Origin of the sequence: Streptomyces sp. NBC_00637 (assembly GCF_045161545.1) — a bacterium.
GTDB lineage: Bacteria > Actinomycetota > Actinomycetes > Streptomycetales > Streptomycetaceae > Streptomyces.
This window is the reverse complement of sequence record NZ_CP109046.1, coordinates 6,433,005-6,458,088: the sequence shown is the minus strand read 5'-3', so window position 1 is coordinate 6,458,088 and position 25,084 is coordinate 6,433,005. Positions and strand designations below refer to the sequence as shown.

General features: G+C 73.5%; 25 protein-coding genes and 1 pseudogene. 14 read left to right on the top strand and 12 right to left on the bottom strand.

The genetic code is table 11. The features are described from left to right. Positions 1–54: 54 nt before the first annotated feature. Complete coding sequence (locus OG440_RS28320) at positions 55–918, bottom strand: MHYT domain-containing protein (RefSeq protein WP_406009601.1); 864 nt, start codon at positions 916–918, stop codon at positions 55–57. Positions 919–1,206: 288 nt separating this feature from the next. Here OG440_RS28320 and OG440_RS28315 point away from each other — a divergent pair, with 288 nt between their 5' ends. The 3 genes from OG440_RS28315 to OG440_RS28305 all read left to right on the top strand — a co-directional run bounded on the left by OG440_RS28315 (position 1,207) and on the right by OG440_RS28305 (position 4,130). After that, positions 1,207–2,079: a glycerophosphodiester phosphodiesterase gene (locus tag OG440_RS28315; protein ID WP_406009600.1), complete on the top strand. Its 873-nt coding sequence runs from the start codon at positions 1,207–1,209 to the stop codon at positions 2,077–2,079. Between the two features lie 87 nt (positions 2,080–2,166). Next, positions 2,167–2,721, top strand: a complete 555-nt coding sequence (locus tag OG440_RS28310; RefSeq protein WP_406009599.1) for a methylated-DNA--[protein]-cysteine S-methyltransferase — start codon at positions 2,167–2,169, stop codon at positions 2,719–2,721. 68 nt (positions 2,722–2,789) lie between these two features. Further along, positions 2,790–4,130: an MFS transporter gene (locus OG440_RS28305; RefSeq protein ID WP_406009598.1), complete on the top strand. Its 1,341-nt coding sequence runs from the start codon at positions 2,790–2,792 to the stop codon at positions 4,128–4,130. Between the two features lie 85 nt (positions 4,131–4,215). On the opposite strand, the gene OG440_RS28300 is transcribed toward OG440_RS28305, so the two are convergent. Then, complete coding sequence (locus OG440_RS28300; RefSeq protein WP_406009597.1) at positions 4,216–4,644, bottom strand: VOC family protein; 429 nt, start codon at positions 4,642–4,644, stop codon at positions 4,216–4,218. A 100-nt stretch (positions 4,645–4,744) separates the two neighbouring features. Between OG440_RS28300 and OG440_RS28295 the strand changes: the two genes are divergently transcribed. Both OG440_RS28295 and OG440_RS28290 read left to right on the top strand, forming a co-directional pair. After that, a complete protein-coding gene (locus OG440_RS28295; protein WP_406009596.1) occupies positions 4,745–5,653 on the top strand; it encodes a pseudouridine-5'-phosphate glycosidase in 909 nt (302 codons plus the stop codon). Further along, entirely contained in the window at positions 5,650–6,678 is a 1,029-nt protein-coding gene (locus tag OG440_RS28290; protein WP_406009595.1) for a carbohydrate kinase family protein, read from the top strand. The genes OG440_RS28295 and OG440_RS28290 overlap by 4 nt, the downstream gene beginning before the upstream one ends. 167 nt (positions 6,679–6,845) lie before the next feature. Here the strand turns inward: OG440_RS28290 and OG440_RS28285 are convergent, their stop codons facing one another. Then, positions 6,846–7,640 carry a methyltransferase gene (locus OG440_RS28285; protein ID WP_406009594.1) on the bottom strand — a complete coding sequence of 265 codons (795 nt, stop codon included), beginning with the start codon at positions 7,638–7,640 and terminating at the stop codon, positions 6,846–6,848. A gap of 283 nt (positions 7,641–7,923) precedes the next feature. On the opposite strand from OG440_RS28285, the gene OG440_RS28280 reads away from it, so the two are divergent. After that, positions 7,924–9,051 carry a magnesium and cobalt transport protein CorA gene (locus OG440_RS28280; RefSeq protein WP_406009593.1) on the top strand — a complete coding sequence of 376 codons (1,128 nt, stop codon included), beginning with the start codon at positions 7,924–7,926 and terminating at the stop codon, positions 9,049–9,051. A gap of 36 nt (positions 9,052–9,087) precedes the next feature. Here the strand turns inward: OG440_RS28280 and OG440_RS28275 are convergent, their stop codons facing one another. Both OG440_RS28275 and OG440_RS28270 read right to left on the bottom strand, forming a co-directional pair. Beyond that, positions 9,088–9,522, bottom strand: coding sequence for a CBS domain-containing protein (locus OG440_RS28275; RefSeq protein ID WP_406009592.1), 435 nt, complete (start codon positions 9,520–9,522; stop codon positions 9,088–9,090). Positions 9,523–9,650: 128 nt separating this feature from the next. Then, positions 9,651–10,292, bottom strand: a complete 642-nt coding sequence (locus OG440_RS28270) for a uridine kinase (RefSeq protein WP_406011480.1) — start codon at positions 10,290–10,292, stop codon at positions 9,651–9,653. Positions 10,293–10,532: 240 nt separating this feature from the next. On the opposite strand from OG440_RS28270, the gene OG440_RS28265 reads away from it, so the two are divergent. The 3 genes from OG440_RS28265 (at position 10,533) to OG440_RS28255 (ending at position 13,549) form a co-directional block, all read left to right on the top strand. Beyond that, positions 10,533–11,264 carry a DUF2293 domain-containing protein gene (locus tag OG440_RS28265; protein ID WP_406009591.1) on the top strand — a complete coding sequence of 244 codons (732 nt, stop codon included), beginning with the start codon at positions 10,533–10,535 and terminating at the stop codon, positions 11,262–11,264. A gap of 167 nt (positions 11,265–11,431) precedes the next feature. Next, positions 11,432–11,911 (top strand): DUF1772 domain-containing protein, encoded by a 480-nt coding sequence (locus OG440_RS28260; RefSeq protein WP_406009590.1) that lies wholly within the window; start codon positions 11,432–11,434, stop codon positions 11,909–11,911. Between the two features lie 150 nt (positions 11,912–12,061). After that, complete coding sequence (locus OG440_RS28255; protein WP_406011479.1) at positions 12,062–13,549, top strand: glutamate synthase subunit beta; 1,488 nt, start codon at positions 12,062–12,064, stop codon at positions 13,547–13,549. Positions 13,550–13,749: 200 nt separating this feature from the next. Here OG440_RS28255 and OG440_RS28250 read toward each other — a convergent pair whose 3' ends face one another. Beyond that, positions 13,750–14,280 carry a carboxymuconolactone decarboxylase family protein gene (locus OG440_RS28250; protein ID WP_406011478.1) on the bottom strand — a complete coding sequence of 177 codons (531 nt, stop codon included), beginning with the start codon at positions 14,278–14,280 and terminating at the stop codon, positions 13,750–13,752. Positions 14,281–14,339: 59 nt separating this feature from the next. Here OG440_RS28250 and OG440_RS28245 point away from each other — a divergent pair, with 59 nt between their 5' ends. Further along, positions 14,340–15,785 carry a PLP-dependent aminotransferase family protein gene (locus OG440_RS28245; protein ID WP_406009589.1) on the top strand — a complete coding sequence of 482 codons (1,446 nt, stop codon included), beginning with the start codon at positions 14,340–14,342 and terminating at the stop codon, positions 15,783–15,785. A gap of 96 nt (positions 15,786–15,881) precedes the next feature. Here OG440_RS28245 and OG440_RS28240 read toward each other — a convergent pair whose 3' ends face one another. From OG440_RS28240 to OG440_RS28225, 4 genes are all read right to left on the bottom strand, one after another. Further along, complete coding sequence (locus OG440_RS28240; protein ID WP_406009588.1) at positions 15,882–16,109, bottom strand: hypothetical protein; 228 nt, start codon at positions 16,107–16,109, stop codon at positions 15,882–15,884. A gap of 22 nt (positions 16,110–16,131) precedes the next feature. Then, positions 16,132–16,266, bottom strand: a complete 135-nt coding sequence (locus OG440_RS28235; protein WP_406009587.1) for an SAM-dependent methyltransferase — start codon at positions 16,264–16,266, stop codon at positions 16,132–16,134. A 142-nt stretch (positions 16,267–16,408) separates the two neighbouring features. Continuing rightward, entirely contained in the window at positions 16,409–16,684 is a 276-nt protein-coding gene (locus OG440_RS28230) for a DUF397 domain-containing protein (protein WP_307162710.1), read from the bottom strand. After that, on the bottom strand, positions 16,685–17,545 hold the full coding sequence (locus tag OG440_RS28225) for a helix-turn-helix transcriptional regulator (RefSeq protein WP_406009586.1): 861 nt from the start codon (positions 17,543–17,545) through the stop codon (positions 16,685–16,687). It lies immediately after the preceding gene. Positions 17,546–17,796: 251 nt separating this feature from the next. On the opposite strand from OG440_RS28225, the pseudogene OG440_RS28220 reads away from it, so the two are divergent. The 3 genes and pseudogenes from OG440_RS28220 to OG440_RS28210 form a co-directional block, all read left to right on the top strand. Further along, positions 17,797–18,336 (top strand): annotated as a pseudogene (locus OG440_RS28220) (ATP-binding protein); the annotation flags it as partial. A gap of 422 nt (positions 18,337–18,758) precedes the next feature. Continuing rightward, positions 18,759–19,205, top strand: coding sequence for a hypothetical protein (locus tag OG440_RS28215; protein WP_406009585.1), 447 nt, complete (start codon positions 18,759–18,761; stop codon positions 19,203–19,205). A gap of 308 nt (positions 19,206–19,513) precedes the next feature. Next, complete coding sequence (locus tag OG440_RS28210) at positions 19,514–21,379, top strand: ABC transporter ATP-binding protein (RefSeq protein WP_406011477.1); 1,866 nt, start codon at positions 19,514–19,516, stop codon at positions 21,377–21,379. A 7-nt stretch (positions 21,380–21,386) separates the two neighbouring features. Here the strand turns inward: OG440_RS28210 and OG440_RS28205 are convergent, their stop codons facing one another. Then, entirely contained in the window at positions 21,387–21,563 is a 177-nt protein-coding gene (locus OG440_RS28205; RefSeq protein WP_351767768.1) for a hypothetical protein, read from the bottom strand. A gap of 447 nt (positions 21,564–22,010) precedes the next feature. Between OG440_RS28205 and OG440_RS28200 the strand changes: the two genes are divergently transcribed. Next, positions 22,011–23,003 carry an endonuclease/exonuclease/phosphatase family protein gene (locus tag OG440_RS28200; RefSeq protein WP_406009584.1) on the top strand — a complete coding sequence of 331 codons (993 nt, stop codon included), beginning with the start codon at positions 22,011–22,013 and terminating at the stop codon, positions 23,001–23,003. A gap of 83 nt (positions 23,004–23,086) precedes the next feature. Here OG440_RS28200 and OG440_RS28195 read toward each other — a convergent pair whose 3' ends face one another. Continuing rightward, complete coding sequence (locus OG440_RS28195) at positions 23,087–24,982, bottom strand: FUSC family protein (RefSeq protein WP_406009583.1); 1,896 nt, start codon at positions 24,980–24,982, stop codon at positions 23,087–23,089. Positions 24,983–25,084 lie beyond the last annotated feature (102 nt).

Genomic DNA, 25,084 nt, shown 5'->3' with positions numbered 1-25,084 from the left:
GGTCCGATCAGCGGTTCACGGGCGTCGGCCCCGGGGGCCGCGCGGGGCCGGGAGTCAGCGGTTCTGCGGGGTCCGGGACTCGCGGTGCGTCACCTTCCGGCGGCCGCGGAGCTCGGAGCGGCGCGACGGGTGCGGGGCGGGCGGGTGCGCCGGGACGCCGGGTTTGTGATCGGCGGGGGTCCAGTCGGGCTTGCCCATGACCATCAGCGGGTCGAACATCACGACGACGCCCGCGAGGCAGAGGAAGGCGAGGGGACCGATCAGCATCGGCGCGAGGAGGGCGGCGGGAGAATCGCCCGCGGTCGGGGCGCCCGTGTGCAGATGGACGCTCAGGGCCGCCATGCCGGTGTAGTGCATGCCGGTGACGGCCAGTCCCATGATCAGGCTGGCGCCCACGCTCCACAGGAAGCCCCTGACCTGTCCCGCGGCCCACAGGGCGGCGGTGGCGGCGGCCATGGCGATGGCGACGGAGGTGGCGACGGTGAAGGTGTTGTACTGCAGACTGCCGTTGAAGCGCATTCCGGCCATGCCCAGGTAGTGCATCGACGCGATGCCCAGGCCGGTGATGGTGCCCCCGGTGAACAGCGCCGTTCCCTTCGCTCCCCGGTAGCCGACTATGAAGATCCCCACACCCACCATGACGATCGCGACGCCCAGGCTCGCGTAGGTCATCGGTTTGTCGTAGTGGATCGGGGCTCCGTCGACCGTGAAGCCGATCATCGCGATGAAGTGCATGGTCCAGATGCCGGAGCCGATCGCCGCCGAGCCGAGGGCCAGCCATCCCGGGCGCCAGGACTGGGCCACGAGCAGGGCTCTGGTGGTGCAGCGCAGACCGAGAGCGCCGCCGAGGCAGGCCATGAGGTAGGCCACCAGCGGTGTGACGAGTCCGTAGCTGAAACCGTCGACCGTGCCTTGCATGCGCGGTTGCCCTTCGCCCTGGTGCTTGATTTTCCTGAAAGGTGCCCCTCCCCAGGACCGCTGAGCGCGGTCAAGGCTGAGAGAGAGTATGACTCCCACCGGAATGGTCGAACGATTTTCCAACAAAGAAACACGCCCTTGCCGCACATGTGCGGCACCGGTGAGCGGCCTCCGGCCACTCCTTCCCTCCTGTGGTCATCCTGCACTCCCTCCGTCGTCGACCCTCTGCTGTCGACACTGTGCTGTCACTGTTGAGCTGTAGGTGATGGCCCGACGCGAGGAGTACGCATGCACGCGCGCGTAGTTGCCGCCACGACCGCCGCCGTCCTGGGCATCGTCGCCCTCCTGCTCCCCGTTCACGACGCCCGGGCGGGCAGCGCCTTCCGGCCGTCGGTGATCGCCCACCGGGGAGCCTCCGCCCGTGCCCCCGAGAACACCCTGGCCGCCGTCGACGAGGCGGCCGCGCTGGGCGTCCTGTGGGTGGAGAACGACGTCCAGCGCACCAAGGACGGCGAGCTCGTCGTGATCCACGACGACAGTCTGCGCCGCACGACCGACGCCGAGGAGGTCTTTCCCGACCGGGCACCGTGGAAGGTGCGGGACTTCACGGCGGCCGAGATAGCGCGGCTCGACGCGGGGAGCTGGTTCGGGGCCTCCTACGCGGGCGCGCGCGTGCCGACGCTGGAGGAGTATCTCGACCGGGTCGAACAGCACCACCAGAAGCTGCTGCTGGAGGTCAAGAACCCCGAGCTGTATCCGGGGATCGAGCAGCAGACCCTCAAGCTGCTGGGCAACGAGGGCTGGCTGGACCGGCGGCATCTCACGAGCCGGCTGGTCGTGCAGAGCTTCAGCGCCGACAGCCTGCGGACCGTCCACGACCTCGAACCGGAGGTGCGGACCGGCCTGCTCGGGATGCCCGCCCTCGCGGACCTGCCCCGGTACGCGGTCTTCGCCGACCTGATCAACCCGTCGTACGCGTCCCTGTCCCCCGCGTACGTATCCGCCGTGCACGCGCTCACCGGACCGCACGACAAGCCGCTGAAGGTCTTCGCCTGGACCGTCGACGACCCGGCGACCGCCCAGGCCGTCGCCGGGTACGACGTCGACGGCGTGATCACCAACAAGCCCGACGTGGTGCGGCGGACCCTGTACGGCTACTGACGCCCGACGGCCCCGGGACGCCGGTGCGGGAGTGGGCCCGTGCCGCGGCCCCGGGGCGTTGTCGGTGGCAGGCCGTACCGTGGGCGCATGGACAGCCATGGGCAGGACGAGCAGCGGGTCGTGTGGGCCGTCGTCGACACCGGCATCGGTCCGCTGTTGCTGGCCGCGACCGGCGAAGGGCTGCTCAACGTCGTGTTCCACGCCGACGGCGCGGTACGCGACCAGGCGCTCGGCCGGCTCGCGGCCCGCCTGGGCACGGAGCCTGTGGAGGCGCCCGACTCCCCGCTGCTGGCCGAGGCGATACGCCAGGTCGACGCCTACTTCGCCGGGGAGCGGCGGGCCTTCGAGCTGCCCTTGGACTGGTCCCTGATCTCGGGCTTCAACCGGCAGGTGCTCCGCGAACTCGCGTCCGGCGTCCCGTACGGGGCGGTGGTCGGCTACGGCGATCTCGCCGGGCGGGTGGGTCAGCCGCGGGCGGCGCAGGCGGTGGGGGTGGCGATGGGCGCCAATCCGCTGCCGGTCGTGGTGCCCTGCCACCGGGTGGTGGAGAGCGACGGCGGCATCGGCGGGTTCGGGGGCGGTCTGGAGACCAAGCGGAAGCTGCTCGCGCTCGAAGGGGTACTACCCGAGCCGCTGTTCTGAGGGGACACTGCGCCGGTGACCACATCTCCCGGCCGTCGCCACGGCCGCGCGACGGTCCGGTGCGGTCCGTGACCGCCGTCGAGCGCGCCGCCGTGCCCGTGGACGCCGCGCTCCTGCCCGCGCTGCGGCGCCGCACGACCGCGGTGCTGGTCGCGAGCCAGATCCTCGGCGGGCTCGGCGTCGCCACCGGTATCGCGCTGTCCGTCGTACTGGCCCGGGAGGTCAGCGGCACCGAGGCGCTGTCCGGACTCGCACCCACCGCCACCGTCGCCGGCACCGCCGTGCTGTCGATACCTATGGCCGCGTTGATGACCGCGCGCGGGCGCCGGCCGGGGCTGGTCCTTGCCTATCTGGTGGGCGCCCTGGGGGCCTGTGGCGTCGTGGTGGCGGCGCGGGCCGGGAACTATCCGCTGATGCTGTGCGGCATGGCCGCTTTCGGCGCGGCCTCCTCGGCGAACCTCCAGGCCCGGTTCGCCGCCGCCGACCTGGCCGAACCGCAGCGGCGTGCCCGGGCCATCTCGCACGTCGTGTGGGCGACCACCATCGGCGCGGTCCTGGGCCCGAACATCGCCGCGCCCGCCGGCCGGAGCGTCACCGGGCTCGGACTCGGGATACCCGCGACGGCGGGCCCCTTCCTGTGGGCGGCCGGCATCTTCGTCGTGGCCGCGGTCCTGGTGGCCGTGCTGCTGCGCCCCGACCCGCTGCTGACGGCCCGCGCGCTCGCGCCGCCGGAGGAACGGTCCCCGCAGGCCCGTTCCCTGCGTGCCGGTCTGACGGCCGTCGCCGCCTCGCCCCGCGCGCGACTGGCGCTCGTGACGGTGGCCGTGTCGCACACGGCGATGGTCTCGGTCATGTCGATGACCCCGCTCGACCTCACCCACCACGGCGCGAGCGTCGATCTGATCGGGCTGGTCATCAGCGGGCACATCGCGGGCATGTACGCGTTCGCGCCGCTGATGAGACGGCTGGCCGACCGGGTGGGACGGCTCTCCGTGGTCGGACTCGCGGCCGGACTGCTGGCCGTCGCGCTGTTCGTGGCGGGGACGGCGGGCGGCAGCCACGGGCAGACCGCCGCCGGGCTCTTCGTGCTCGGGCTGGGCTGGTCGGCCGGGCTCGTGTCGGGTTCCGCGCTGCTGACGGACGCGGTGCCGCAGTCCGCGCGGGCCGCCGCCCAGGGGCTCTCCGACCTGACGATGAACACCTCGGCGGGGTTCGGCGGAGCGATCGCCGGGCTGATCGTCGCGCAGGCGAGCTACGCGTGGCTCAACGTCGCCGCGGCCGTCCTGCTCGTTCCGCTGGCCGCCCTGGTGCTGTTCACCCGGATCGGGAGCAGGAGCCGGAACGCGGACGGGGCCGGGACGGCCGGCGGGGCGGCGGCGGACAGCCCGCCGGGCGTACGACGGTCGTAAGCCCGGCCGGAGTGGGTGCGTCAGCGCCGGTCCCGGGCGCGTCCGGTGCCGGTGCGGGAGTCCTGGGCGCGTCCGGCCTGGGTGCTCAGTCGTAGTGCCGTGCCTCGACGACGTTGCCGTCCGGATCGCGGAAGTAGAAGCTGCGCGTGGCCGCGCCGCGGGCGCCGAAGGAGCCCCGCGAGACGTCCGACACGGGCACGGCGCGCTCCGTCAGACGGGCGAGCAGCGTGTCGAAGTCGCCCTGCGGCAGGGCGAGACAGACGTGGTTCACGGGGTGTCCCGCGCTGTCGGCGGCGCCGGGAAGCATCCTCATCCGCTCGGCCATCGCCGACGGCATCAGGTCGAGAAGTGTCTCCTCGTTGACGCGCACGGAGGGAAACGGTTCCTCCCCGGCCGCGAACTCGGGGAGCCGTACGGGTTCCAGGCCGACGGCCTTCTCGTAGAAGTCGGCTGCGGCGATCGGGTCCCGTACCCACAGGACGACATGGTCGAGACGTGTCGTGTTCTCCGTCATACGTCCCAGGCTGGTGTCCTGCCCCACAGCCCGCAAGGGTTTGACCGGGCGCGCCGCCCGCCAGAGATGGAGGGGAGACCGACGGACAGGAGGCGGGCGCGTGGTGCTGGTGGTGTCGGAAGAGGTGCGGGACGCGGTCGACGCGCGTCAACCCGTGGTGGCCCTGGAATCCACGATCATCTCGCACGGGCTGCCCCGCCCGCGCAACCTCCAGGTGGCGCTGGAGCTGGAGGCGGTCGTACGCGCGCAGGGCGCCGTGCCGGCGACGATCGCCGTGCTGGACGGGCGGCCCCACGTGGGCCTGGACAAGGAGCAGCTGGACCGGGTCGCCAACGAGGACGGCTTCCGCAAGCTGGGCCATCGCGACCTGCCGCTCGCCGTGGCCTCGGGGGCGAGCGGAGCGACCACCGTCTCGGCCACGGCACTGCTGGCGGCGCTCGCGGGGGTGCGGGTCTTCGCGACGGGCGGGCTCGGCGGGGTGCACCGGGAGTGGACGGTCACCCAGGACGAGTCGGCCGACCTCGGCCTGCTGGCGAGCACCCGGATCACGGTGGTGTGCGCGGGGGTGAAGTCGATCCTGGACGTGCCGGCGACCCTTCAGCGGCTGGAGACGCTGGGCGTCGCCGTCGCCGGGTACGACACCGAGCGCTTCCCCGGGTTCTATCTGTCCGACTCGGGGCATCCCGTGGACTGGACGCTGCGGAGCCCGGGGCAGGTGGCCGACGTGATGCGGGCTCAGGACGCGCTCGGCGTACCGGACTCCGCGCTGATCGTCGCCAATCCGGTGCCCGAGGAGGAGCAGCTGGATCCCGGGCTGCACGCGCGTGTGCTCGCCGACGCGCTGCACGCGTGCGAGGAGGCCGGCGTCACCGGCCAGGGCGTCACGCCGTTCCTGCTCGACTACCTGGTCCGGCACACCGACGGCGCGTCCCTGGACGCCAACCTGGCGGCGGTGCGCGGCAATGTGCGGCTGGCCGCGCGGATCGCGACGGCGTGGACCGAGGCATGACCGCGCGACCGCACGGGACGGACGGCGGCCCCGGCGGCCCCGGCGAACCGTTCCGGGATGCGGATCCGGGGTCGTGGCCCGGGGCGGGCGGGGCCCTGCTCGTCGTCGGAGACGTCGTGACGGATGTCGTCGCCCGGCATCGGGGCCCGCTGGCACCGGGCACGGACACGGCCTCCGTGATCCGGACCCTGCCGGGCGGTGCGGGCGCCAACGTGGCGTGCTGGGCCGCGCACTGGGGGTGTGCGGACGTACGGCTCCTCGGCCGGGTGGGCGCGGAGTCGGCGGCCTGGCACGAGCGGGAGCTGACCGCCTGCGGAGTGCGGCCCCGGCTCGTCGTCGACCCGGAGGCGACCACCGGGACGGTCATCTGCCTGGTCGACACCGGGGCCGCGGCCGAGCGGACGTTCCTCACCGACAGCGGCGCGTCCCTGCGGCTCGACCCGGGCGACTGGTCGGACGCTCTCCTGGACGGGGTCGGCCGACTGCACCTGTCGGGTTACCTGTTGTTCTCGGATTCCGGGCGCGCACTGGTGGGCACGGCGTCGGCGGCGGCACGCGCGCGCGGGGTGCCGGTGAGCCTCGATCCGGCGTCGGCGGGCTTCCTGGTGGACCTGGGCGTCGACCGCTTCCTGTCCCTCGTCGAGGGAGTGGACGTGCTGCTGCCCAGCCGAGGAGAGGCCTGTCTGCTGACCGGGTTGCCCGACGGGGCGGGCGCGGCGGCCGCGCTGAGCCGCCTGGTCCCGCTGGTGGTGTGCAAGGAGGGTGCCGACGGCGCGCTCGTCGCCCGTGACGGCGCGGTGCTCGAACGCGTCCCCGCCGCTCCGGCCACGCCCCTGGACACCACGGGCGCAGGCGACGCCTTCACGGGCGCGTTCCTCGCCGCCCTGCTCGCGGGCGCCGATGCGGGAGCCGCGGCGGCCGAGGGGTGCCTGGCGGGGGCCCGGGCGGTGGAGCGGGTGGGCGGCAGGCCTCCCGCGCGAAGCGACGACGCCGTGTCGACGACGTACCGGGCCCACGCCGGCTGAGGGCACGCCGGGCGGGCTCCCGCCGTCGGCCCGCTCCCGCCCTGTACGCGGCCCGCGAGTACTGCCCGCCGACGCCTTCCCCGCCCTGCGTTGCCCGCAGAGGCCTTGCGTTGCCCGCAGACGCCTTGCGTTGTCGGTCGACGCCTTGCGTTGTCGGTCGACGCCTTCTACGCCTTGCGTCCCCACGCCGAGATCATCGGCGCCGTCGCCAGGTCCATGCCTCCGGAGGCGACGTTCGCCAGATGCCGGTCGATGTCCTCGTCGGTCGCGAGCCCCGCCTCGACGAGTTCGCCGCGGATCTGGCGGACCGTCGCGGACTCCAGAACCGCGCAGGCGTGCGAGGTGACGGGGAAGTAGGCGTCGGCCTCGACCCGGTGCAGCCCGGCCTCGCGGAGCAGACGCGGGAGCTTACGACCGTAGGAGAGGTCGGCGCCCCGGCCGGCCAGGAGCGTGCGGAAGCCGTGCCGCAGACGGTTCGCCAGCTGCTGCTCGGGGCCGTGTTCGTCGGGGCAGAGCAGGGGCTGGAGGGCGGGGTCGCCGTCCTCGATCAGGAGCCGTCCTCCGGGTCGCAGCGCCTTGACCATCGCCCGCAGCGCGCGCTCCCGGTCCGGTACGTGGACCAGCACGAGCCGCGCGTGCACCAGGTCGAAGCCCTCCATCGGCGGTTGCTCCGTGCCGAGGTCGTGGACGCGCACGTCGACCGGCGGGCGGGCGACCGGCGTCAGAAGGGAGGTGTCGATGTCGGTCGCGAGGACCTTGCCCGTCGGACCGACCTTCTTCGCCAGCCAGGACACCACGGAGGTGCCGCCGGCGCCGGCCTCCCAGCAGCGCCAGCCGGGTCCGACCCCCAGCGCCTCGAAGTGGCGGAACGTCGTGGCGTCGAAGAGGGCGGCGAAGGCGTCGAAGCGTTCCCCCGCCTCGGGCTGCCGGTTGTCCAGGAGGTACCCGTCGGATCGCGTCATGCGGCGATCATCCCAGTTGTCCCGCTCGCCGGAGGTGGTCGACGCGGCCGGGACGACGGCAGGGGACAGCCCGGCCCGGATGCGGTCGGCGGCACCGGGAACCCGTACCGGGTACGGTCGGCCACCGGTCTCGCGGACGGCGCGGGGCAGCCGTCGTCCACAGGCGGGAACACAGCGGAACCTGCCCTGTCCACAGGCTTACCCGCGGCATACGCGGGACTGGCAGACTGACGCGCCAGGACGCGGGAACGCGGTCCGCGGAGATACACGCAAGGAGACCCAGATGACCATGGCGGGGAATCTGCGGAAGGTCACCGGCTTCGGAGGGGTCGGCGGCCTGCGCAGGGTGGCGCGGCTGGCCCGGCGACGGCCGCGGGTCGACCTGAGCCACCCTGCCCGGTCCCCGCTGGGTTCCTCGGTGGTGAACTGCGTGGCCTACCGGGACGGCGTCCGGGCCCCGCACGGCGGCGATCTGGTCGACACCGTGGAACGGGTGCGCAAACACGGTCACGGTTTCGTGTGGCTCGGCCTGCACGAGCCGACGAACGACGAGTTCGCGGGTATCGCCGAGCTGTTCGACCTGCACCCGCTGGCCGTCGAGGACGCCGTCGAGGCCCATCAGCGGCCGAAGGTAGAGCGGTACGGGGAGACCCTGTTCGCGGTGTTCAAGACGGTCTGTTACGTCGAGCACGAGGAGCTCACGGCGACCAGCGAGGTGGTCGACACCGGCGAGATCATGGTGTTCGTCGGCCGGGACTTCGTGATCACGGTGCGCCACGGCCGACACGGGTCGCTCGGCCCGCTGCGTGAAGAGCTGGAGTCCGACACGACCCAGCTGGACAAGGGGCCGTCGGCGGTGCTGCACGCGATCGCGGACCATGTGGTGGACGACTACCTCAATGTCATCGACGCCGTGCAGGAGGACATCGACAAGGTCGAGACGGACGTCTTCGCGGCGGACGGCGCGCGGACGGACCCGGGCCGCATCTACCAGCTCAAGCGTGAGCTGCTCGAACTGAAGCGGGCGGTGGTGCCGCTCGCCCGTCCGCTGCTGGACCTCGCGGACCGGCCGGTCCGGGTGATCGATCCGGAGATACAGGCCTACTTCCGGGACGTCTCCGACCATCTGCTGCGCGCCACGGAACAGATCGCCGCCTTCGACGAGCTGCTCAACTCGATCCTCCAGGCACACCTGGCACAGGTCACGGTCGCGCAGAACGAGGACATGCGGAAGATCACGGCCTGGGCCGCGGTGATCGCCGTGCCGACGATGGTCTGCGGGGTCTACGGCATGAACTTCGACCACATGCCGGAGCTGCACTGGAGGTTCGGCTACCCGGCGGTCATCGGCGTGATATCCGTCGCCTGCTGCGTCCTGTACCGCGGCTTCCGGCGCAACGGCTGGCTCTGAGCAACTGCCGCGGCCGGGGTGGCCGGGGCGTCCTTGTCAGGGCCGGTCGGGTCCGGACCTGGCGTAGATGGTCTCGGCCCAGGTGGCGATCTGCTCCTCGGGCAGGTTCCGGGCGAGGTCGGCCTCACTGATCATGCCCACCAGGCGCTTGTTCTCGATGACGGGCAGCCGGCGGATCCGGTGTTCCTGCATCTCGTGGAGCACCTCGCCGACGTCGGCGCCCGCGTCGATCCAGCGCGGTGTGCCCTGGGCCATCTCACCGGCGGTGACCGCGGCGGGGTCGTGCCCCATGGCCACGCAGCCGACCACGATGTCCCGGTCGGTGAGGATCCCGCAGAGCCGCTCGTTCTCGTCGCTGATGGGCAGCGCGCCGACGTTCAGTTCGCGCATCAACTGGGCGGCGCGGTCGAGGGTTTCCCCGGCGGGGATCCACTGGACGCCTCGGTGCATGATGTCTCCGGCGGTGGTCATGACATACCTCCCGGTGCCGGACGGCCGGCGCGGCGCGGGAAGGGCACCGCTGGTCCCGGTGCCCCCCATTCTTGCCGCGCTCCCATGCCCCCGCACCCGGGAGCACGACCCGCCCGACGGGCGGGGGATCAGCCGCCCCAGGCCGGATGGCGGGGGTCGTCCGCGCGGACGAGGACATCGGCCGCGGCGGCCGGATCGGTCTCCTGGACGTACCGCTCGAAGGCGGGCAGCGTCCAGTGGTCTGCTTCGGGGGTACGCCGCCGCAAGGCATGCGCGGAGAGGTGTACGTGGACGGTCAGGTCGAAGGGGAACCAGTGCCGCAGCAGAAGGGGGCCGTGCAGCAGCAGGAAGCCGCCGGGCGGCAGGGGGACGTAGGGGCTGCGGGTGGCGCGGTCGGTGACGGGGTCCCGGAGATCGGGCAGGATCCGTCCGTCACCGCCGGGTTCGAGGGGGTCGAACACCTCGCGCCACAGGGCGCCGGTGTCGAACCAGCCGTCGTAGTAGGCGTCCGCGTCGTGATGGCCGTACTCCAGCCGGAGGGAGGCGGGGCGCAGGAAGCCGTGGGTGTCGACGACCCGGGAGGGGCGGCCGCGGCCGCGCAGGGCCTCGGCGACCCGCTCGGCGAGCTCTCCGGGGCGGGCGGCCGGCGCGCCGTCGAAGGCGACGCGCGGCCGACGCACGCCCTCGTCGGGCTTCAGGTCGAGCAGCCGTTCGGCGAGGAGCTCGCCGAGCCGTTCCCAGGTGATCGCTTCGAGTCGCACACGGCCCATGATGCGCCAGGCGCCGATCCGGCCGCCTCGGCCCCTCACGGTCGGCGGCCCTCGCCCGCCGTCGTCGGCCACGGTCCCGCCACCAGGTGCCCGTCGGCCGTGCCCCTCACGCACCCGTCGGCCGCGCCCTCCCGCGCTGCCCGTCGGTCACTCCCCCACGCACCGGCCCCGGCCACTTCCCCTCCGCCCAGGGGCCGTTGACCAGGTGCTGTCGCGTCCACCAGGGGGAATGAAGGCCCTATGGCAGTCGCAGCCCTCGCCGTTCCCTCCCCCTCGCCCTCACCCGCCCCCCGCGCCGGACTTCTCGTCGTCCAGCCGCTCCGGCGCAAGTACTGCGCCGGGTGCCGTCGCGGGCCGCTGCCGATGCTGGTCCTGGAGGACGCCGCGCCGCGCTGCCTCGCCTGCGCGGATCTGGGGCACCTGGTGTTCCTGCCGCGCGGTGACACGGCGCTGACCCGCAGGTCGCGGGAGGAGAGCGGGCTGTCGGCGGTGGTGGTCCGGTTCAACCGGCGCAAGGGGCGTTACGAGCGCCAGGGCGTCCTGGTCGAGGAGGCGGCGCTCACGCGTGCGGAGGAGCGGTGCCTGGCGGACGCCGAGGCGCGGCGGCGGCGCCGGACCCGGGACGCGCGGCGCCGGGCGGCCCAGGACGAGGATTTCACCCGGGCGTTCGCGGCGGAGATCCTGCGGCTGCTTCCCGGTTGTCCTGGAGACCGGGCGCGCAGGATCGCCGCGCACGCCTCGCTGCGGGGCAGCGGCCGGGTGGGGCGCAGCGCCGCCGGGCGGGCGTTGTCCGAGGGGGCCGTCGTCTCCGCGGTCGTGGCGTCCGTACGGCATCTGGACACGCCGTACGACCGGCTGCTGATGAACGGGGTGCCCCGGCACGAGGCACGCCGGCGGATCGCGGCGGACGTGGAGGCCCGGCTACGGATGTGGCGCGTGGGAGCGGACGCGACGAACGAGGCGGCGCCCTAGCGCGGACGACAGCACGGACGACCGCCCGGTGGACGACCACCTGATGGACGTCGGCACATGTCCTCGCGTGTTTCGGCCATGGTCATCGATCATCAGCGGGATTTCACTTGAGGTGGGGGACGGACCCCGGCAGGATCTCCGCTCTACGGGTGGGAGCTGACGTTGTCATGATCGATGGACCCTACGAGGTGCTCGCGATGGTGGGCACCCTGACCACGGGACTGATGGCCGGGGTCTTCTGCGCCTTCTCGGTCCTGGTCATGCGGGGACTCGCCGCGCTGCCGCCCGCGCAGGGCGTCGCGGCGATGAACGCGATCAACTCCTCGGCGACGACACCGGCGTTCATGGTCCTGTTCCTCGGTGCGGCGGCGGTGTGCGCGGTGATCGCCGTGGTGACCTTCGTGCTGTGGCCCGACGACGGGACGGTCCACCTGCTGCTGGGCAGCGCGCTCTATCTGTGCGGCGCGTTCGGGGTGACCGTGACGGCCAACGTGCCGCGCAACGAGGCACTGTCGAAGCTGGGACCGGGCACCCCGGAGGCCGCCGCGTACTGGCCCGCCTATCTGCGTCAGTGGACGCGGTGGAACCATGTGCGCGCGGTCGCGTCCGCGGCCTCGGCGGTCGTGTACGTCCTGGCCCTGGTCTGACGGACCCGGACGCCCGGCGGGGCGCCGGACATCCACCGCGGAAAGCGCTGTCCGCCACTCTGCGGGGGTTACCGACGCGACGTATCGTGGCCGAAAGAGTGCCGCCCGATGACGCTCGGCCTGCCGTACGCGTACGCGAGGAAGACGCCCATGGCCGATCCCAAGGGATTCATGACCACGCCCCGCGAGGACTGGCCCCGGCGGCCGGTCGAGGAGCGGGTGCGGGACTGGGACGAGGTGTACGTCCCCGGGGCACTGCTGCCCATCGTCAGCAGGCAGGCCGACCGCTGCATGGACTGCGGCGTCCCGTTCTGCCACGACGCCTGTCCGCTCGGCAACCTGATCCCCGAGTGGAACGACCTGGTCTCCCGGGAGGACTGGCGGGCGGCGAGCGACCGGCTGCACGCGACGAACAACTTCCCCGAGTTCACCGGCCTGTTGTGCCCGGCGCCGTGCGAAGCCGGATGTGTCCTCGCCATCAACCAGCCAGCCGTCACCATCAAGAACGTCGAGGCCGCCATCGCCGACCGGGCCTGGGCGGACGGGCTCACACCGCCGCGGCCGCCGGACCGGCTGTCCGGCAGGACGGTCGCGGTGATCGGTTCCGGGCCCACCGGGCTGGCCGCGGCACAGCAGTTGACCCGGGCCGGACACACGGTCGCCGTGTACGAGAAGGACGACCGGATCGGCGGCCTGATGAGGTACGGGATCCCCTCCTTCAAGTTGGAGAAGCGCCATCTGGAGCGGCGGATCGAGCAGATGCGGGCCGAGGGCACGAAGTTCCGCACCTCGACCACCATCGGGCGGGACGTCATGGCCGCGGATCTGCGGGTACGGTACGACGCCGTGGTGATCGCGACCGGGGCGACCGACTGGCGTGAACTGCACGTGCCAGGACGTGAGTTGACCGGCATACAGCAGGCCATGGAGTATCTGCCGCTGGCCAACCGGGTGGGCGAGGGGGACCTGGAGTCGTCCCCGATGTCCGCCGCGGGGAAGCATGTCGTCATCGTCGGCGGCGGCGACACCGGCGCCGACTGTCTGGGCACGGCGGTGCGCGAGGGCGCCGCGTCCGTGACCCAGCTGGACATCTACGCGCAGCCCGGTCCGGAGCGCGACGAGGACACCGACCCCTGGCCGACGTATCCGAAGATCTACCGGCTCTCGGCGGCGCACGAGGAGGCGCGTGATCTGGAGTCCGCGCCCGCGGCGGACGCGGACGCACGGCTGTTCGCGGCGTCCACGCTCCGCTTCACCGGCGACGGGGCCGGCCACGTGCGGTCGCTGCACCTGGTCGAGGTCGACGCGCGGCGGAGGCCGGTGGAGGGCACCGCGCGGGCACTCCCGGCCGACCTCGTGCTGCTCGCACTCGGCTTCTCCGGGCCCGACCGGGAGGACGGGCTCGTCGAGCAGCTGGGGCTGACACTGGAGCCGCGCGGCACGATCGCGCGGGACGGCGACTTCGCGACGAACGTCCCCGGCGTCTTCGCGGCGGGGGACGCGGCGCGCGGCCAGTCCCTGATCGTGTGGGCCATCGCGGAGGGGCGGGCGGTGGCGTCGGCCGTCGACCGCCATCTGATGGGGAGTTCACGGCTGCCGGCGCCGATCGGCCCGTACGACCGCCCGATGAGCACCTAGTCCTGGACGGCACAGCCGGAACCAGACGTTCGGCGGCCGCCCCGGGCCCCGGGGGACCGGACCGGGCATCCGGGGTGCCGGACCGGGCGTTCGGAGGACCGGGCCCGGCGCCCGCAGGACGGGGTCCACCGGGCGCCGTGAGGAACCGGACCCGCCTGGCGCCCGGGAGTCGGGCGTCCAGGCGGCATCCGGCCCGCTCGTCAGCGGCGCTGGTCCGTCCCGGCCACTTTTGCCGTCGCCAGGGCAACCCGGTTCCAGGTGTTGATCGCGCAGATCAGGGCCAGTACCTGTGCCAGCTCCCGCTCGTCGAAGCGCGCGGCGGCCTCGGCGTAGACGTCGTCCGGGACGCCGCCGTCGGCCACCAGTGTGACGGCCTCCGTGAGGGCCAGGGCCGCCTGCTCCTTCTCGGTGAAGAAGTGGCGGGCCTCGCGCCAGACGGCGACCATGTGCAGCCGCTCCTCGCTCTCGCCGGCCTTGCGGGCGTCGCTCGTGTGCATGTGGAGGCAGTAGGCGCAGTGGTTGAGGTGCGAGGCGCGGATCTGGATCAGTTCGACGAGTGCCGGGTCGAGGCCCTCGCGGGCGGCGGCGTCGAAGCCGACGAGGGCGCGGAACGCCTTGCCGGCGGTCTTCCCGAAGTCGAGGCGGGGATGTCCGGCCGGCGTCGCCGCCACCTCGGCGCCGGTCCTGCCCGTCGTCGAGTTCGTCGTCGTGTTCGTCGTGTTCGTCGCCATGTCTGTCGTCATGTCTCTCAACCTACGGGCCAAAAAGACCCCCTGTAGGGTGCATTTCCATGGTGGATTCGTGGGTCAATTCCGCGGAGCGGATCGGTGTCGACCTGCATGTGGAGCCGACCGGTCCCGGCGGTCGGCGGGCCGCCCTGGTCCGGGCGCTGCGCGAGGCCGTGCGCGGCGGGCGTCTGCCTCCCGGCACCCGGCTGCCGCCGTACCGTTCACTCGCCGCCGACCTCGGCGTGGCCCGCAACACGGTCGCCGACGCGTACGCGGAGCTCGTCGCGGAGGGCTGGCTGACGGCACGGCAGGGATCGGGCACGCGGGTCGCCGACCGGAGCGAACCCCTGCGGCCGGCCGAGCGCACGCCCGTCAAGGCACCGGCACGCACGCGTGGCCCCCGTCACGACCTGCGGCAGGGCACCCCGGACGCGTCGTCGTTCCCGCGCGCGGCCTGGCTGGCCTCCTACCGGCGGGCCCTCCAGCAGGCACCCAACGAGGTGTTCGGTCCCGGTGACCCCGCCGGCCGCCGCGAACTGCGTGAGGCCCTCACCGAGTACCTGGCACGCGCGCGTGGTGTGCGCACCGAGCCCGGACGCATCGTGATCTGCTCGGGCTTCGCCCACGCGCTGCGGCTCCTGTTCGGCCCGGGCGGCGGGCTCCCGCGCGGTCCGCTGGCCGTGGAGGCGTACGGCCTGGACTTCCACCGGGGGTTGCTGACGGCGGCGGGCGTGCGGACGACGCCCCTCCCCCTGGACGCCGACGGGGCCCGCGTGGACCGGCTGGATCGCGAGCGGGCCGTGCTGCTCACCCCCGCGCACCAGTTCCCGACCGGCGGTCCCCTGCACGCGAGCCGCAGGACCGCCGTGATCGACTGGGCACGGGCGCGAGGCGGGGTCCTCCTCGAGGACGACTACGACGGGGAGTTCCGCTACGACCGCAAGCCCGTCGGCGCCGTTCAGGGGCTCGATCCCGAGCGGGTGATCTACCTCGGCTCGGTCAGCAAGAGCCTGTCGCCCGCGCTGCGCCTGGGCTGGATGGTGCTGCCCGGGCGGTATGTGGACGGCGTCCTCGCGGCCAAGGGCGAGCGGGAGGCCTGGGCGAGCGTCCTGGACCAGCTGAGCCTGGCCGACCTCATCGTGTCCGGGGCGTACGACCGTCATGTACGGCGGATGCGGCAGCGGTACCGCGGTCGCCGGGACCGGCTGGTCGAGGCGCTGGCCGCGCAGGCGCCGCACGTCGAGGTCACCGGGGTCGCGGCGGGGCTCCACGCGGTGCTGCGGCTGCCGCCCGGCACCGAGCGGTCCGCGGTCAAGGCGGCCGCCTGGCAGGGCGTCGCCCTGGACGGCCTGGCGGCCTTCCGGCATCCGGCGACCGACATGGCGCCGGAGGAGGGACTCGTCGTCGGCTACGCGACACCGCCGGAGCACGCCTACGGGGCGGCGCTGGACGCGCTGTGCCGGATCCTCCCGCCTCCCGACGCGCGACGGGAGCCCGCCCCCGGATGAAGCGCGCCGCGGGGCGTCCGCGCCGCCGGGAGCCGTGGCGGCGCGGAGGGCGGAGTCGGTCTCGGCGCTTGCGGCCCACCGCCCCGCAGCCCGGGATCACGCAGTCGTCCTGTCCCGGCACCGGTTCGCCGAGCTCGGGTGCCGCTCGGGGACCACCGCGACGCGGGCTTCGACCAGGTCGAGTCCGTCGAAGAAGCGGGGGAACGCCTCGCGGGACTTCCAGGATCCGCCGTACGCCGTTCTGGGCCGCCGGCGGGTCGAGCGGTGCGTGAAGGCCCGGTCGGCTCCTGCCATCACCGGCACGCGCGGGTCGGAGGCGAGCATCTGCCGGCCCTCCCCCACTGGCTCAACGGCGGGTGCGGTACCCCCGCTCGTCGACCGGGTGGTCGTCCTTCCCGCCGAGGTACCGGTCGTACGTCCGGGCGGGACGGGGTTTCCCGGTGTCGAGCTCGACGGCTTCGGTGGGGTCCTGCCCGGTCATGAGGCACTCCGTAAGCATGTGACGCGGATGGTGTTCAAGTCATTACCAAATCAAGGGAGTCGAGGAAGACAAGGAGGGGTGAGCGGAGATGGGGAGTGGCGGGTGGGGAGTGAGCTGAGCAAAAAGTGCCAGACAGGTCCGTTCAGGACAGCAGGAAGTCCGCCTCCCCCGCCTTGGCGCCCTCGATGAAGGCCGTCATCTCGTCGGAGGTGTAGATCAGCGCCGGCCCGTCGGGGTCGGTGGACTGGCGGACGGCGATCCGGCCGTCGGCGAGCTTCATCGCTTCCAGGCAGTTGCCTCCGTTGCCGCCGCTCCACGGCTTGTGCCAGCCCTCGCTGCCCAGTTCCCGGGCGGGCATGCCGTTGTAGATCCGCTGAGCGCGGATCCGCGGCCTGGACTGGGTCCTGATGTGATTCATTCACAACTCCTTGCGGAGATCCCGGAGGATCTCCTTCGTGCGATGTGCCGTAGCGGCCTGCGCCGCCATGCGGTCCATGACCTCGAGGTGGGTCGCCACCTCGGTGCGGGCGTCGAGGTAGACGGCGCCGGTCAGGTACTCGCTGTAGACCATGTCCGGAAGCTCCGGCATGGCGAATCGGAACAGCACGAAGGGCCCGTACGTGCCCGGATGCGGCCCGTTCTCGAACGGGGCGATCTGCAACGTCACGTTGGGCAGCTTCGCGGCTTCGAGCAGGGTGTCGATCTGCGCGCGCATCACCTCCGGGCCGCCGACCGGGCGACGCAGCACCGTCTCGTCCATCACGACCCACAGCCTGGGCGCGTCCTGACGGGTGAGCAGATCCTGGCGTTGTATGCGCAGGTCGACGAGGCGCTCGATGTCCTCCGGGCGGGTCTGGCCGATGGCGCCGGACTTCAGGACCCCGCGGGCGTAGTCCTTGGTCTGGAGCAGGCCGGGCACGAAGTGGGGCTCGTACTGGCGGATCAGGGCGGCGGCGCCCTCGAGGCTGACGTGCATCGAGAACCAGCCGGGCAGGACGTCGTGGAACCGCTGCCACCAGCCGGGCTTGTTCGCGTCCTCGGCGAGCTGGACGAAACCCTCGGCCTCCTCGTCGGTGACCCCGTAGGCCTTCAGCAGGAGCTGGAGGTACGGGATCTTGAGGCTGACCTCGGCCATCTCCATACGACGGACCGTGGCGGGCGCGACGCGCAGGATGCGGGCGGCTTCCTCGCGCTTGATCCCGGCGCGTTCCCGCAGGTCCAGCAGGCGCCGACCGAGGACGACCTGTCCGACCGTCGGCGCGGACCGCGGTTCGCTCACGCTCCACCTCCACGAAGAGCCGGGCCGGTCACGCGGGGGCCGCGCGAGCCTTGACCAGGCCGGTCACGAAAAAGAGTGCCGAAAGAATCCCGACAGCCCTACGGCGCCGCTCGAAGATCCATCCGAAGGTCCGTACGTGTCTGTACGGATCTTCGACGGTCCCAATTGGCGCCGTTCAACGTGCTGTTGCGAGCAGTGTGCCACGGCCCCCCACCGCGTCACACAGCACTCTGCATTTTTCAGAGTGACACTTGCCAAGTGTTCACGGCGGGGCGATAGTGGCAAGCGTGATTCCGTCCGCGCCCTTAGGAACAGACGCCGCCGCAGGCCGCCCCCAGGGTCTCGGTGCCAGCGCGGGAGCAGGCCCAGACCAGGCCGCTGCCGAGCGCCGGTTCCGATTCGAGCTGGCCGCCCATCCGGGTTCCCCCGCCCAGGCCAGACGCCTGACGAGGGCCCGGCTGACCGGCTGGTCGGTGTGCGAGGACACCTGTGACACCGCCGCCCTGGTCATATCCGAGCTGGTCACCAACGCGATCGTGCACACCGCGAGCGACGTCGTCGTCTGCGAGCTGCACGACGGCGACGACCTGGTCCGCATAGCCGTGCGTGACGAGGGATGCGCGCCGGGCGAGCCCCATCCCTCCCCGCAGCGCCCCGAGGAGGAGCACGGGAGGGGACTGCTCCTCGTCGAAGCCCTCTGTCACGCCTGGGGCGCCCAGGAGCACGGGCCCGGCCTGCTGGTCTGGGCCGACCTGACCCGCAAGGGCGACGCTCCCCGCGATCCCGCCGAGCCCTGCAACAGCCTGGACACGGCCGAGCCGCACCACGCCGATCTGGGCGAGCTGCTCGACACCCTGGACGAGTTCCACGAGGGTCCCGCCGAGCCGCGCACCCGCCCGCCCGGGCCCCGCAACGACCTCGGCTGGGGATCGCGCCCGAAGCCGGGCCCGTCCGACGGCGCCGGTGACGAGAACGAGCAGGCCGAGCAGTGGTACCGCGCCATGGCCGGCCGGGCCGCCCGGCTGCCCCACCCCGTCCCACCGGTCGTACCTGCCGCGACCTCCGCGAAGCCCGCTCCCGCACCTGCTCCAGCCCCCGCCGCCGACGGTCCGGGCCCCCGGATCGCGCCGCAGTGGCACCGCGCCCCCGGCGGCCACGCCGGACACTCCGCCGGATCCCTCCCGCTCGAGCACGGCCGCGAGCGGGGAAGGGCATGAGCGCACTCTCCGGTCGGGCTCCCCTGCTGACCCTCGACACGCTCGTGCGCCTCCAGCGCGGGCCGGGCGGTACACGCGCCCCCGAGCCGGCGCGCCGGCTGGCCGTGCCCGACGGCATGACGGCCCCGCTGGGCTGCGACGCCGTCTCCGCCCCCGCCCGCCTCGGCCCGCTGCTCATGCCGCGCCTGCCGCGCGTGGGCTGCGTCTACGCCGACGAGGCGCGCTGGTGGTGGCTGGTGCCCTCCGACTCCGACTACGCCCTGGAGTGGCCCGCCCCCGCGCACTACGCCACGGGTGCGCTGCTGCCGGACTCACCGCACGTCCCCGGCCTCGTCCACCGACCGGACGGCACGCTTCCGTACACCCCGCCGATCCCCCTCTACCTGGCCCTGTGCCGCCTCACGGGCACGACGCCCACCTGGTCCCGGGCGATCAGCGCGTAACCGGCCGCCCCCTCCGCGAGCGGGTCCAGGGGCCGTCCGGCGCACGCCCGCGCGTCCCGGCTCTCCCGCCCCGCGCCCTGCCCCGACCCCCTCTCGTCCCGCGATAGTGGCCCTTCGTCCACTATCGCGATCGGGGGAGGCCGACGGTGGGAGAGACGCGAGCGGCGGGCACCGCACGGGAGGCGGGAAAGGAACGTGAGGCGGCAAAGGAACAGGAGACGGCGAAGGCACGGAAACCGCAGGGTTCCGACGAGCGTGACGTGTCCGAGTCGGAGCGGCTCCTCTTCGGCGGCCCGCTCCGCTACGACATGGGCTGGAACCAGCACCGGGACGCCTTTCTGGAGCTGAACTTCCGCGCCATGGTCACCCGGCTGCCGTCCCTGCTGCGCACCAGTCTCCGGCTGGCCCGGCAGGCCGACCCGAAAGCCGCCCGGATCGTGCTCTGCGCCGAGATCGCCCGGGGCGTGGCGCAGGCGATCGGTCTGCTCGCCATGAACGCCGTGCTGGGCCGGCTCATCACCGGCGGCCCGATCGAGGACCGGCTGCGCGACGCCGCCCCCGCACTGGCCGCCATGGCCGTCGTCCTCCTGATCGGCGCGCTGCTGCGGGCCGCGTCGACGTATGCCACGGGGCGGTTGGAGCCCAAGGTGGAGCGGGTGTCGACCGAGCTGTACCTGGAACGGGCGGCCGCCGTCGAGCTCTCCGCGATCGAGGACCACGCCTTCCACAAGCTGCTGGACACCGCGCAGTACGGGGCCCGGTCCAGCCGCTACATGATCAGTCACGGCACACGCGTGGTGAACGCGATGATCTCGCTGGCCGCGTCCGCGGGCGTCCTCACCGTGCTGCACCCGCTGCTGCTGCCGCTGCTGGTGACGATGACACTGCCCAGCGCCTGGAGCGCCCTGACGAACGCCCGGCGCCGCTACGAGTCCTTCCACACCTGGGTGCAGCACGCGCGCGCGGGCCACCTGATCGCCGGCCTCCTCACCGAGCCGGAGGCCGCGCCCGAGATCCGCGTCCACGGCGTCGGCCCTTTCCTGCTGCGGCACTTCCGCGCGATGTCGGAGACGGCGGAGGCGGAACAGGCGCGGCTGGCCCGGCTCGCCGCCCGCACCGGACTGTTCGCGGCGACCTGGACGGGCCTGGCGACCATGGCAACGTACGCGACGCTGGGCGGGCTACTGCTCACCGGGACGATGGCGCTGGCGGTGGCGGGCACCGCCGTGATCGCGATCCGCAGCGGCTCCGCGAGCCTGAACACCCTCGTCCTGGAGGTCAACCAGCTGCACGAGGAGGCGCTGTTCGTGGGCGACCTCCAGCGGCTCTACGTGGAGGCGGCCGACCGGGCGATCCCGGCGGGCGGCGCGGCCCTGCCGGAGGACCCGCGCGAGATCCGCTTCGAGAACGTCACGTTCGGCTATCCGGGCGAGTCGACGCGTCCCGCCCTCGACGAGGTCAGCCTCTCGCTCCCGCTCGGCCGGATCGTCGCGCTCGTCGGCGAGAACGGCTCCGGCAAGACGACCCTGGTGAAGCTGCTGGCGGGGCTGTACAAGCCGGACCGGGGGCGGATCCTGTGGGACGACGTGGACGCGGCCGACGCGGACCGCCACCAGCTGGCCGAGCGCATCGCGATGGTGGCGCAGGACTTCAAGCGGTGGCCGTTCACGGCCCGTGTCAACGTCGCTATCGGCCGGTCCGCCGCGCCGCTCACCGAGGAGCGACTGGCCGCGTCGATCGCCGAGGCGGGCGCCCAGGAGGTGGTCGAGGACCTGCCACGGGGCCTCGACACGCTGCTGGCCCGGCACTTCAGCGGCGGTCACGAGCTGTCCGGCGGCCAGTGGCAGCGCCTCGGCATCGCCCGGGCTGCGTACCGGCGCGGGCGCATCCTGATCGTGGACGAGCCGACGGCGGCCCTGGACGCCCGGGCCGAACTGGAGGTCTTCGAGAAGATCCGCGCGCTCGCCGACAGCGGCCAGACGGTCGTGCTGATCACCCACCGGCTGGCGTCCGTCCGGCACGCGGACCTGGTGCACGTCCTGGACCAGGGCCGGCTGGTGGAGTCGGGAACCCCGGACGAGCTGCTGGCGGGCGGTGGCGTCTACGCCGAGCTGTACGCGCTTCAGGCCGACCAGTTCACGGCGCAGGTGCCCGCCCCGTCACAGGCGGGCTGACCACCGGTCACCGCGCGGTGTCGCCGCCCCGGACGACCACCAGGAACGTGTCCGTCGCGAGGTCCATGACGACCTCGGCGGCCAGTCCCTCCATACGTCGCGCGTGCGCGAACTCCTCCGCCGGCCACGAGCCCCGCGGCCCACCCGCGGGAAAGCGTTCGAGCACGGTCCGCCCGTTCACCATCTCGCACCTCCGTTCAGCGTCGTGCTTGTAGGAGTTAACGCGCTACGGAGGTCGAAGGCCTCGGCCGGTTGCGGGACTGAGACGTAGTTGACACGCGTTCAGCGCAGAGTGTGAGAATCCGGTCACCTTACGAACATCCCGGACACGCTCCGTGTCACTACTCGCACTCGTCGTGGTCGCGACCCCGCACACCGCTTCACGCCCCGAACACGGTCGGCTCCACGAGAGCCGCGCGCCGTCGGGTCCAGGGGGCTCAACGTACGACAGTCATCGCCCTCCGGACGCGTCCGCCGCCGCCGGGGAGACCGCGCGGAAGGCGTCGTCGCGTCGACGTACGACGGTGTCGTCCCCGTGAGTGAGCCGTGGCGCGCATCTTGTCCCGAGCCTGTCGCCGGCCCGGTGGGACGGGCACCCTGGCGCCACGACACCTCCTGGAGGGAGCCCGGCATGCTCCTCGGCACCTGGAACCTCGAGAACCTGTACCGGCCGTCGGGATCCCCCCGTCCGACCCGGACCGAGAGCGGGCCGGGGCCGTTCGGTCCGCAGGACAAGGCGGCCTACGAGGCGAAGCTCGCCGCGCTCGCCGCCGTCGTCACCGCGCTCGACCCGGACGTGCTCGGCGTCCAGGAGGTCGGGGAGCCCGAGGCCCTGTCGGACCTGCTGGAGACCGTGGGCGGCACCTGGCACGCGGCGCTGTCCGCGCACCCCGACGGCCGGGGCATCCGGGTCGGCGTGATCAGCCGTACGCCCCTGGAGGTACTGGCCGACACGCGCGCGTACCCGGCGAGGCTGCGGCCCGTGCAGACGGACGACTCGGGGGCCGCCTCGGACGGGTCGGGCCGCGGCTTCCTCGCGGTGGAGACGCTCACGCCGGCCGGTCCGCTGCGGGTGGCGGTGGCCCATCTGAAGTCGAAGCTGCTGTCGTACCCGGGCGATCGTTTCTTCCCGCGCGACGAGGGCGAACGGGCCCGCTACGGCGCCTACGCCCTCTACCGGCGGGCCGCCGAGGCGACCGCGCTGCGCGCCCTGGCCGACGAGCTCCTGGCCGGCGACGGCCGCGAGCGGGACGTGGCGGTGCTGGGCGACCTCAACGACGAGGTCCAGGCGGCGACCACACAGATGCTGCTCGGCCCGCCCGGCTCGGAGCTCGGCACCCGCGGGTTCGAGACACCCGACCAGGGCGACGCGTCCCGCCTGTGGAACATCGCCCCGCTGATCCCCGCCGACCGCCGCTTCTCGCGGATCAACTCCGGTCGCCACGAGCTGATCGACCACATACTGACGAGCCACCGCCTGGTCCACCGGCTGACGTCGGCGGGTACGGGCGCGGATGTGCGGTCGCGGGAGGCGTCGCGGCTCCCGTCGGTGGGGCCCGATCCGACGGCGCGCAGGAACGAACCGGGGTCGGACCACGCGCCGGTGTGGGTACGCGTCGACTGAGACGGGCCGGACGAGCCGGACGAGCAAGGCGGGCCGGACGGGCCGGGTGGGCCGGGTGGCCGGACGGGCAAGGCGGGCCGGGGCTACCCGGCCGCCGGCAGATCCGGCACGGGCGCCCGCAGCCCCACCCGTTCCCGTCCGGCCGCGAGTTCGTCGAGCAGTTCGGCGAGCCGCTCCCGGTGCCGTGCGGTGAGCCGCCCGGTGTCGTCGAGGTGGACGGCGCAGGCGGTGGTCGTGTCGACGAGCCGTTCGAGGACGGCGGCCACCTCGTCGGTGCCCTCCGTGTGCCGGGCGAGGGCGGGCAGTTCGTGGGCGGCGAGCGCGATGGCGGTACGGGCCTCGGCGAGGGCGCGGTAGGCCTCGCGGCGCAGGGTCCAGCGGGCGGCACGGTCGTCGGGACCGTCCAGCACATGGGTGAGGTAGGCGTGCGCGGCGCCCGCGGCGGCGGCGAGCCGGGCACGCACCTGGCCGCCGCGCTCCCCCGGCATCGGCAGATGCCCGACGATGAGCACGATCACGCAGGCCAGCAGGGTCTCCGCGATCCGGGCGGCGGAGGCCTGGGGTTCTCCGCCGACCATCACCAGGGACAGCACGAGGACGGTGACGACGGCCGTCTGGGCGGCGAAGTGCCGGGTGGACACCGGAATGAGCGCCCCGCACAGGGCGACCAGCGCCACCAGCCCCTCCGGCCGGGGCAGCACGGCGGCGAAGGCGGCGAAGAGCAACGCCCCGAGCACGGTCCCCGCGGCGCGGCACAACACCCGGGACACCAGGGGCCCGAGGTCGGGCTTGACCAGGAAGACAGCCGTGGCGGGCAGCCAGTACCAGTGCGTGTGCCGGCCGTACCACTGGGAGTGGTACAGGGCCTGCGCGACGGCGGCGGCGACCCCGAAGGAGAGGGCGACCCGCAGCCCGTACTCGCGCCCGCCCGCGCCGAACGCGGTGCGCAGCAGGTCGCGGGCACCGCGTCGGCGGGCGTGCAGGTCGCCGCCGCCGCCCTGGTCGAAGGTGTCGGCGGCGTGCAGCAGGGCGTCGTCGAGGGCGCGCAGGGCGGGTCCGGACCGGGAGGGCGCGGGCAGCGGCCCGGTGTGGGTGTTCTCGCGGACGGCGGCGGCGAGCCGTCGGGGCCCGGCCGAGGCCCGATCGGAGAGGCGCTCCGCGGCCCAGGCGAGGGCGGTCGCGGCCTCGGCGAGGGGCAGCGCGGCGGCGTACTGGGCGTGCAGCCGCCGCTCGGACGCGGAGGCGGAGCGGGCACTGCGCCGCAGCCGCGGTCCGGCGAGGGCGTCCTGGGCGTGGTCGAGGGCCGCGGTGAGCGCGGCACGGCGGGCGGTGGCCTGTTCGGTCCCGGTGGCGTCGAGCAACTCCGCGACGGCGTCGTACACGCGGGCCACCGCGTCCCGTTCACCGTCGAACCGGAAGTCGCCGGTCAGCGCGCCGGGCGTGGGCAGCACGAGCCGCAGCGCGAGCAGCCAGCCGGCTCCGGCGAGAAAGGCGAGGGCGCGCGTCCACCCGGCGTCCGCGACCGGCATCCCGGCGCCGATCGCCGACGCGACGAGCAGTTGCGTCCCGGCGCCGGAGGCGACGGGCCCGATGGCGCTCATCCCGCCGGCGAGGAGCCCGAGCCCGGTGAGGACGGCCGTCAGCCCGACGGCCCCGGCGTGATCCCCCGCGTAGGTCCCGACGAGCAGCCCTCCCGCACCCACGAGCGCGGGCGCCCCGAGCCGCTTCACCGCGGTCCGCCTGCTGCCGGGCCGGTCGTTGATCCCGGCGAGCATCGCGGCGATGGCGGCGACGACCCCGAGGGAGATCCGGCCCACGAGCACGGACGCGAGCAGCAGCGGCCCGGCGGCCAGTGCCCCCCGCGTGACCGCGCTCCAGGGAACGGGCCCGCGCTGGGCGCGCAGGGCGTGGGCGAGCCAGGGCGGAAGGGCGGCGAGCGGACGGAATGCGCGAGCGGGAACGTGCGGGCGCGGCGACACGGAGCTCCTGTCGGATCGAGGGCGGGGGTGTGCCTTCGGGCGACGGTGGCCGGGGCGGATCAGCTGTGAGCTGTGGTGTCCACGGTACGGGGCGGTCTTGGA

Coding starts and splice junctions, on each gene's coding strand:
- OG440_RS28320 (WP_406009601.1), bottom strand. CDS start 918: ATGCAAGGCACGGTCGACGGTTTCAGCTACGGACTCGTCACACCGCTG.
- OG440_RS28315 (WP_406009600.1), top strand. CDS start 1,207: ATGCACGCGCGCGTAGTTGCCGCCACGACCGCCGCCGTCCTGGGCATC.
- OG440_RS28310 (WP_406009599.1), top strand. CDS start 2,167: ATGGACAGCCATGGGCAGGACGAGCAGCGGGTCGTGTGGGCCGTCGTC.
- OG440_RS28300 (WP_406009597.1), bottom strand. CDS start 4,644: ATGACGGAGAACACGACACGTCTCGACCATGTCGTCCTGTGGGTACGG.
- OG440_RS28290 (WP_406009595.1), top strand. CDS start 5,650: ATGACCGCGCGACCGCACGGGACGGACGGCGGCCCCGGCGGCCCCGGC.
- OG440_RS28285 (WP_406009594.1), bottom strand. CDS start 7,640: ATGACGCGATCCGACGGGTACCTCCTGGACAACCGGCAGCCCGAGGCG.
- OG440_RS28280 (WP_406009593.1), top strand. CDS start 7,924: ATGACCATGGCGGGGAATCTGCGGAAGGTCACCGGCTTCGGAGGGGTC.
- OG440_RS28275 (WP_406009592.1), bottom strand. CDS start 9,522: ATGACCACCGCCGGAGACATCATGCACCGAGGCGTCCAGTGGATCCCC.
- OG440_RS28270 (WP_406011480.1), bottom strand. CDS start 10,292: ATGGGCCGTGTGCGACTCGAAGCGATCACCTGGGAACGGCTCGGCGAG.
- OG440_RS28265 (WP_406009591.1), top strand. CDS start 10,533: ATGGCAGTCGCAGCCCTCGCCGTTCCCTCCCCCTCGCCCTCACCCGCC.
- OG440_RS28260 (WP_406009590.1), top strand. CDS start 11,432: ATGATCGATGGACCCTACGAGGTGCTCGCGATGGTGGGCACCCTGACC.
- OG440_RS28255 (WP_406011479.1), top strand. CDS start 12,062: ATGGCCGATCCCAAGGGATTCATGACCACGCCCCGCGAGGACTGGCCC.
- OG440_RS28250 (WP_406011478.1), bottom strand. CDS start 14,280: ATGGCGACGAACACGACGAACACGACGACGAACTCGACGACGGGCAGG.
- OG440_RS28245 (WP_406009589.1), top strand. CDS start 14,340: ATGGTGGATTCGTGGGTCAATTCCGCGGAGCGGATCGGTGTCGACCTG.
- OG440_RS28240 (WP_406009588.1), bottom strand. CDS start 16,109: ATGCTCGCCTCCGACCCGCGCGTGCCGGTGATGGCAGGAGCCGACCGG.
- OG440_RS28235 (WP_406009587.1), bottom strand. CDS start 16,266: ATGACCGGGCAGGACCCCACCGAAGCCGTCGAGCTCGACACCGGGAAA.
- OG440_RS28230 (WP_307162710.1), bottom strand. CDS start 16,684: ATGAATCACATCAGGACCCAGTCCAGGCCGCGGATCCGCGCTCAGCGG.
- OG440_RS28215 (WP_406009585.1), top strand. CDS start 18,759: ATGAGCGCACTCTCCGGTCGGGCTCCCCTGCTGACCCTCGACACGCTC.
- OG440_RS28210 (WP_406011477.1), top strand. CDS start 19,514: ATGGGCTGGAACCAGCACCGGGACGCCTTTCTGGAGCTGAACTTCCGC.
- OG440_RS28205 (WP_351767768.1), bottom strand. CDS start 21,563: ATGGTGAACGGGCGGACCGTGCTCGAACGCTTTCCCGCGGGTGGGCCG.
- OG440_RS28200 (WP_406009584.1), top strand. CDS start 22,011: ATGCTCCTCGGCACCTGGAACCTCGAGAACCTGTACCGGCCGTCGGGA.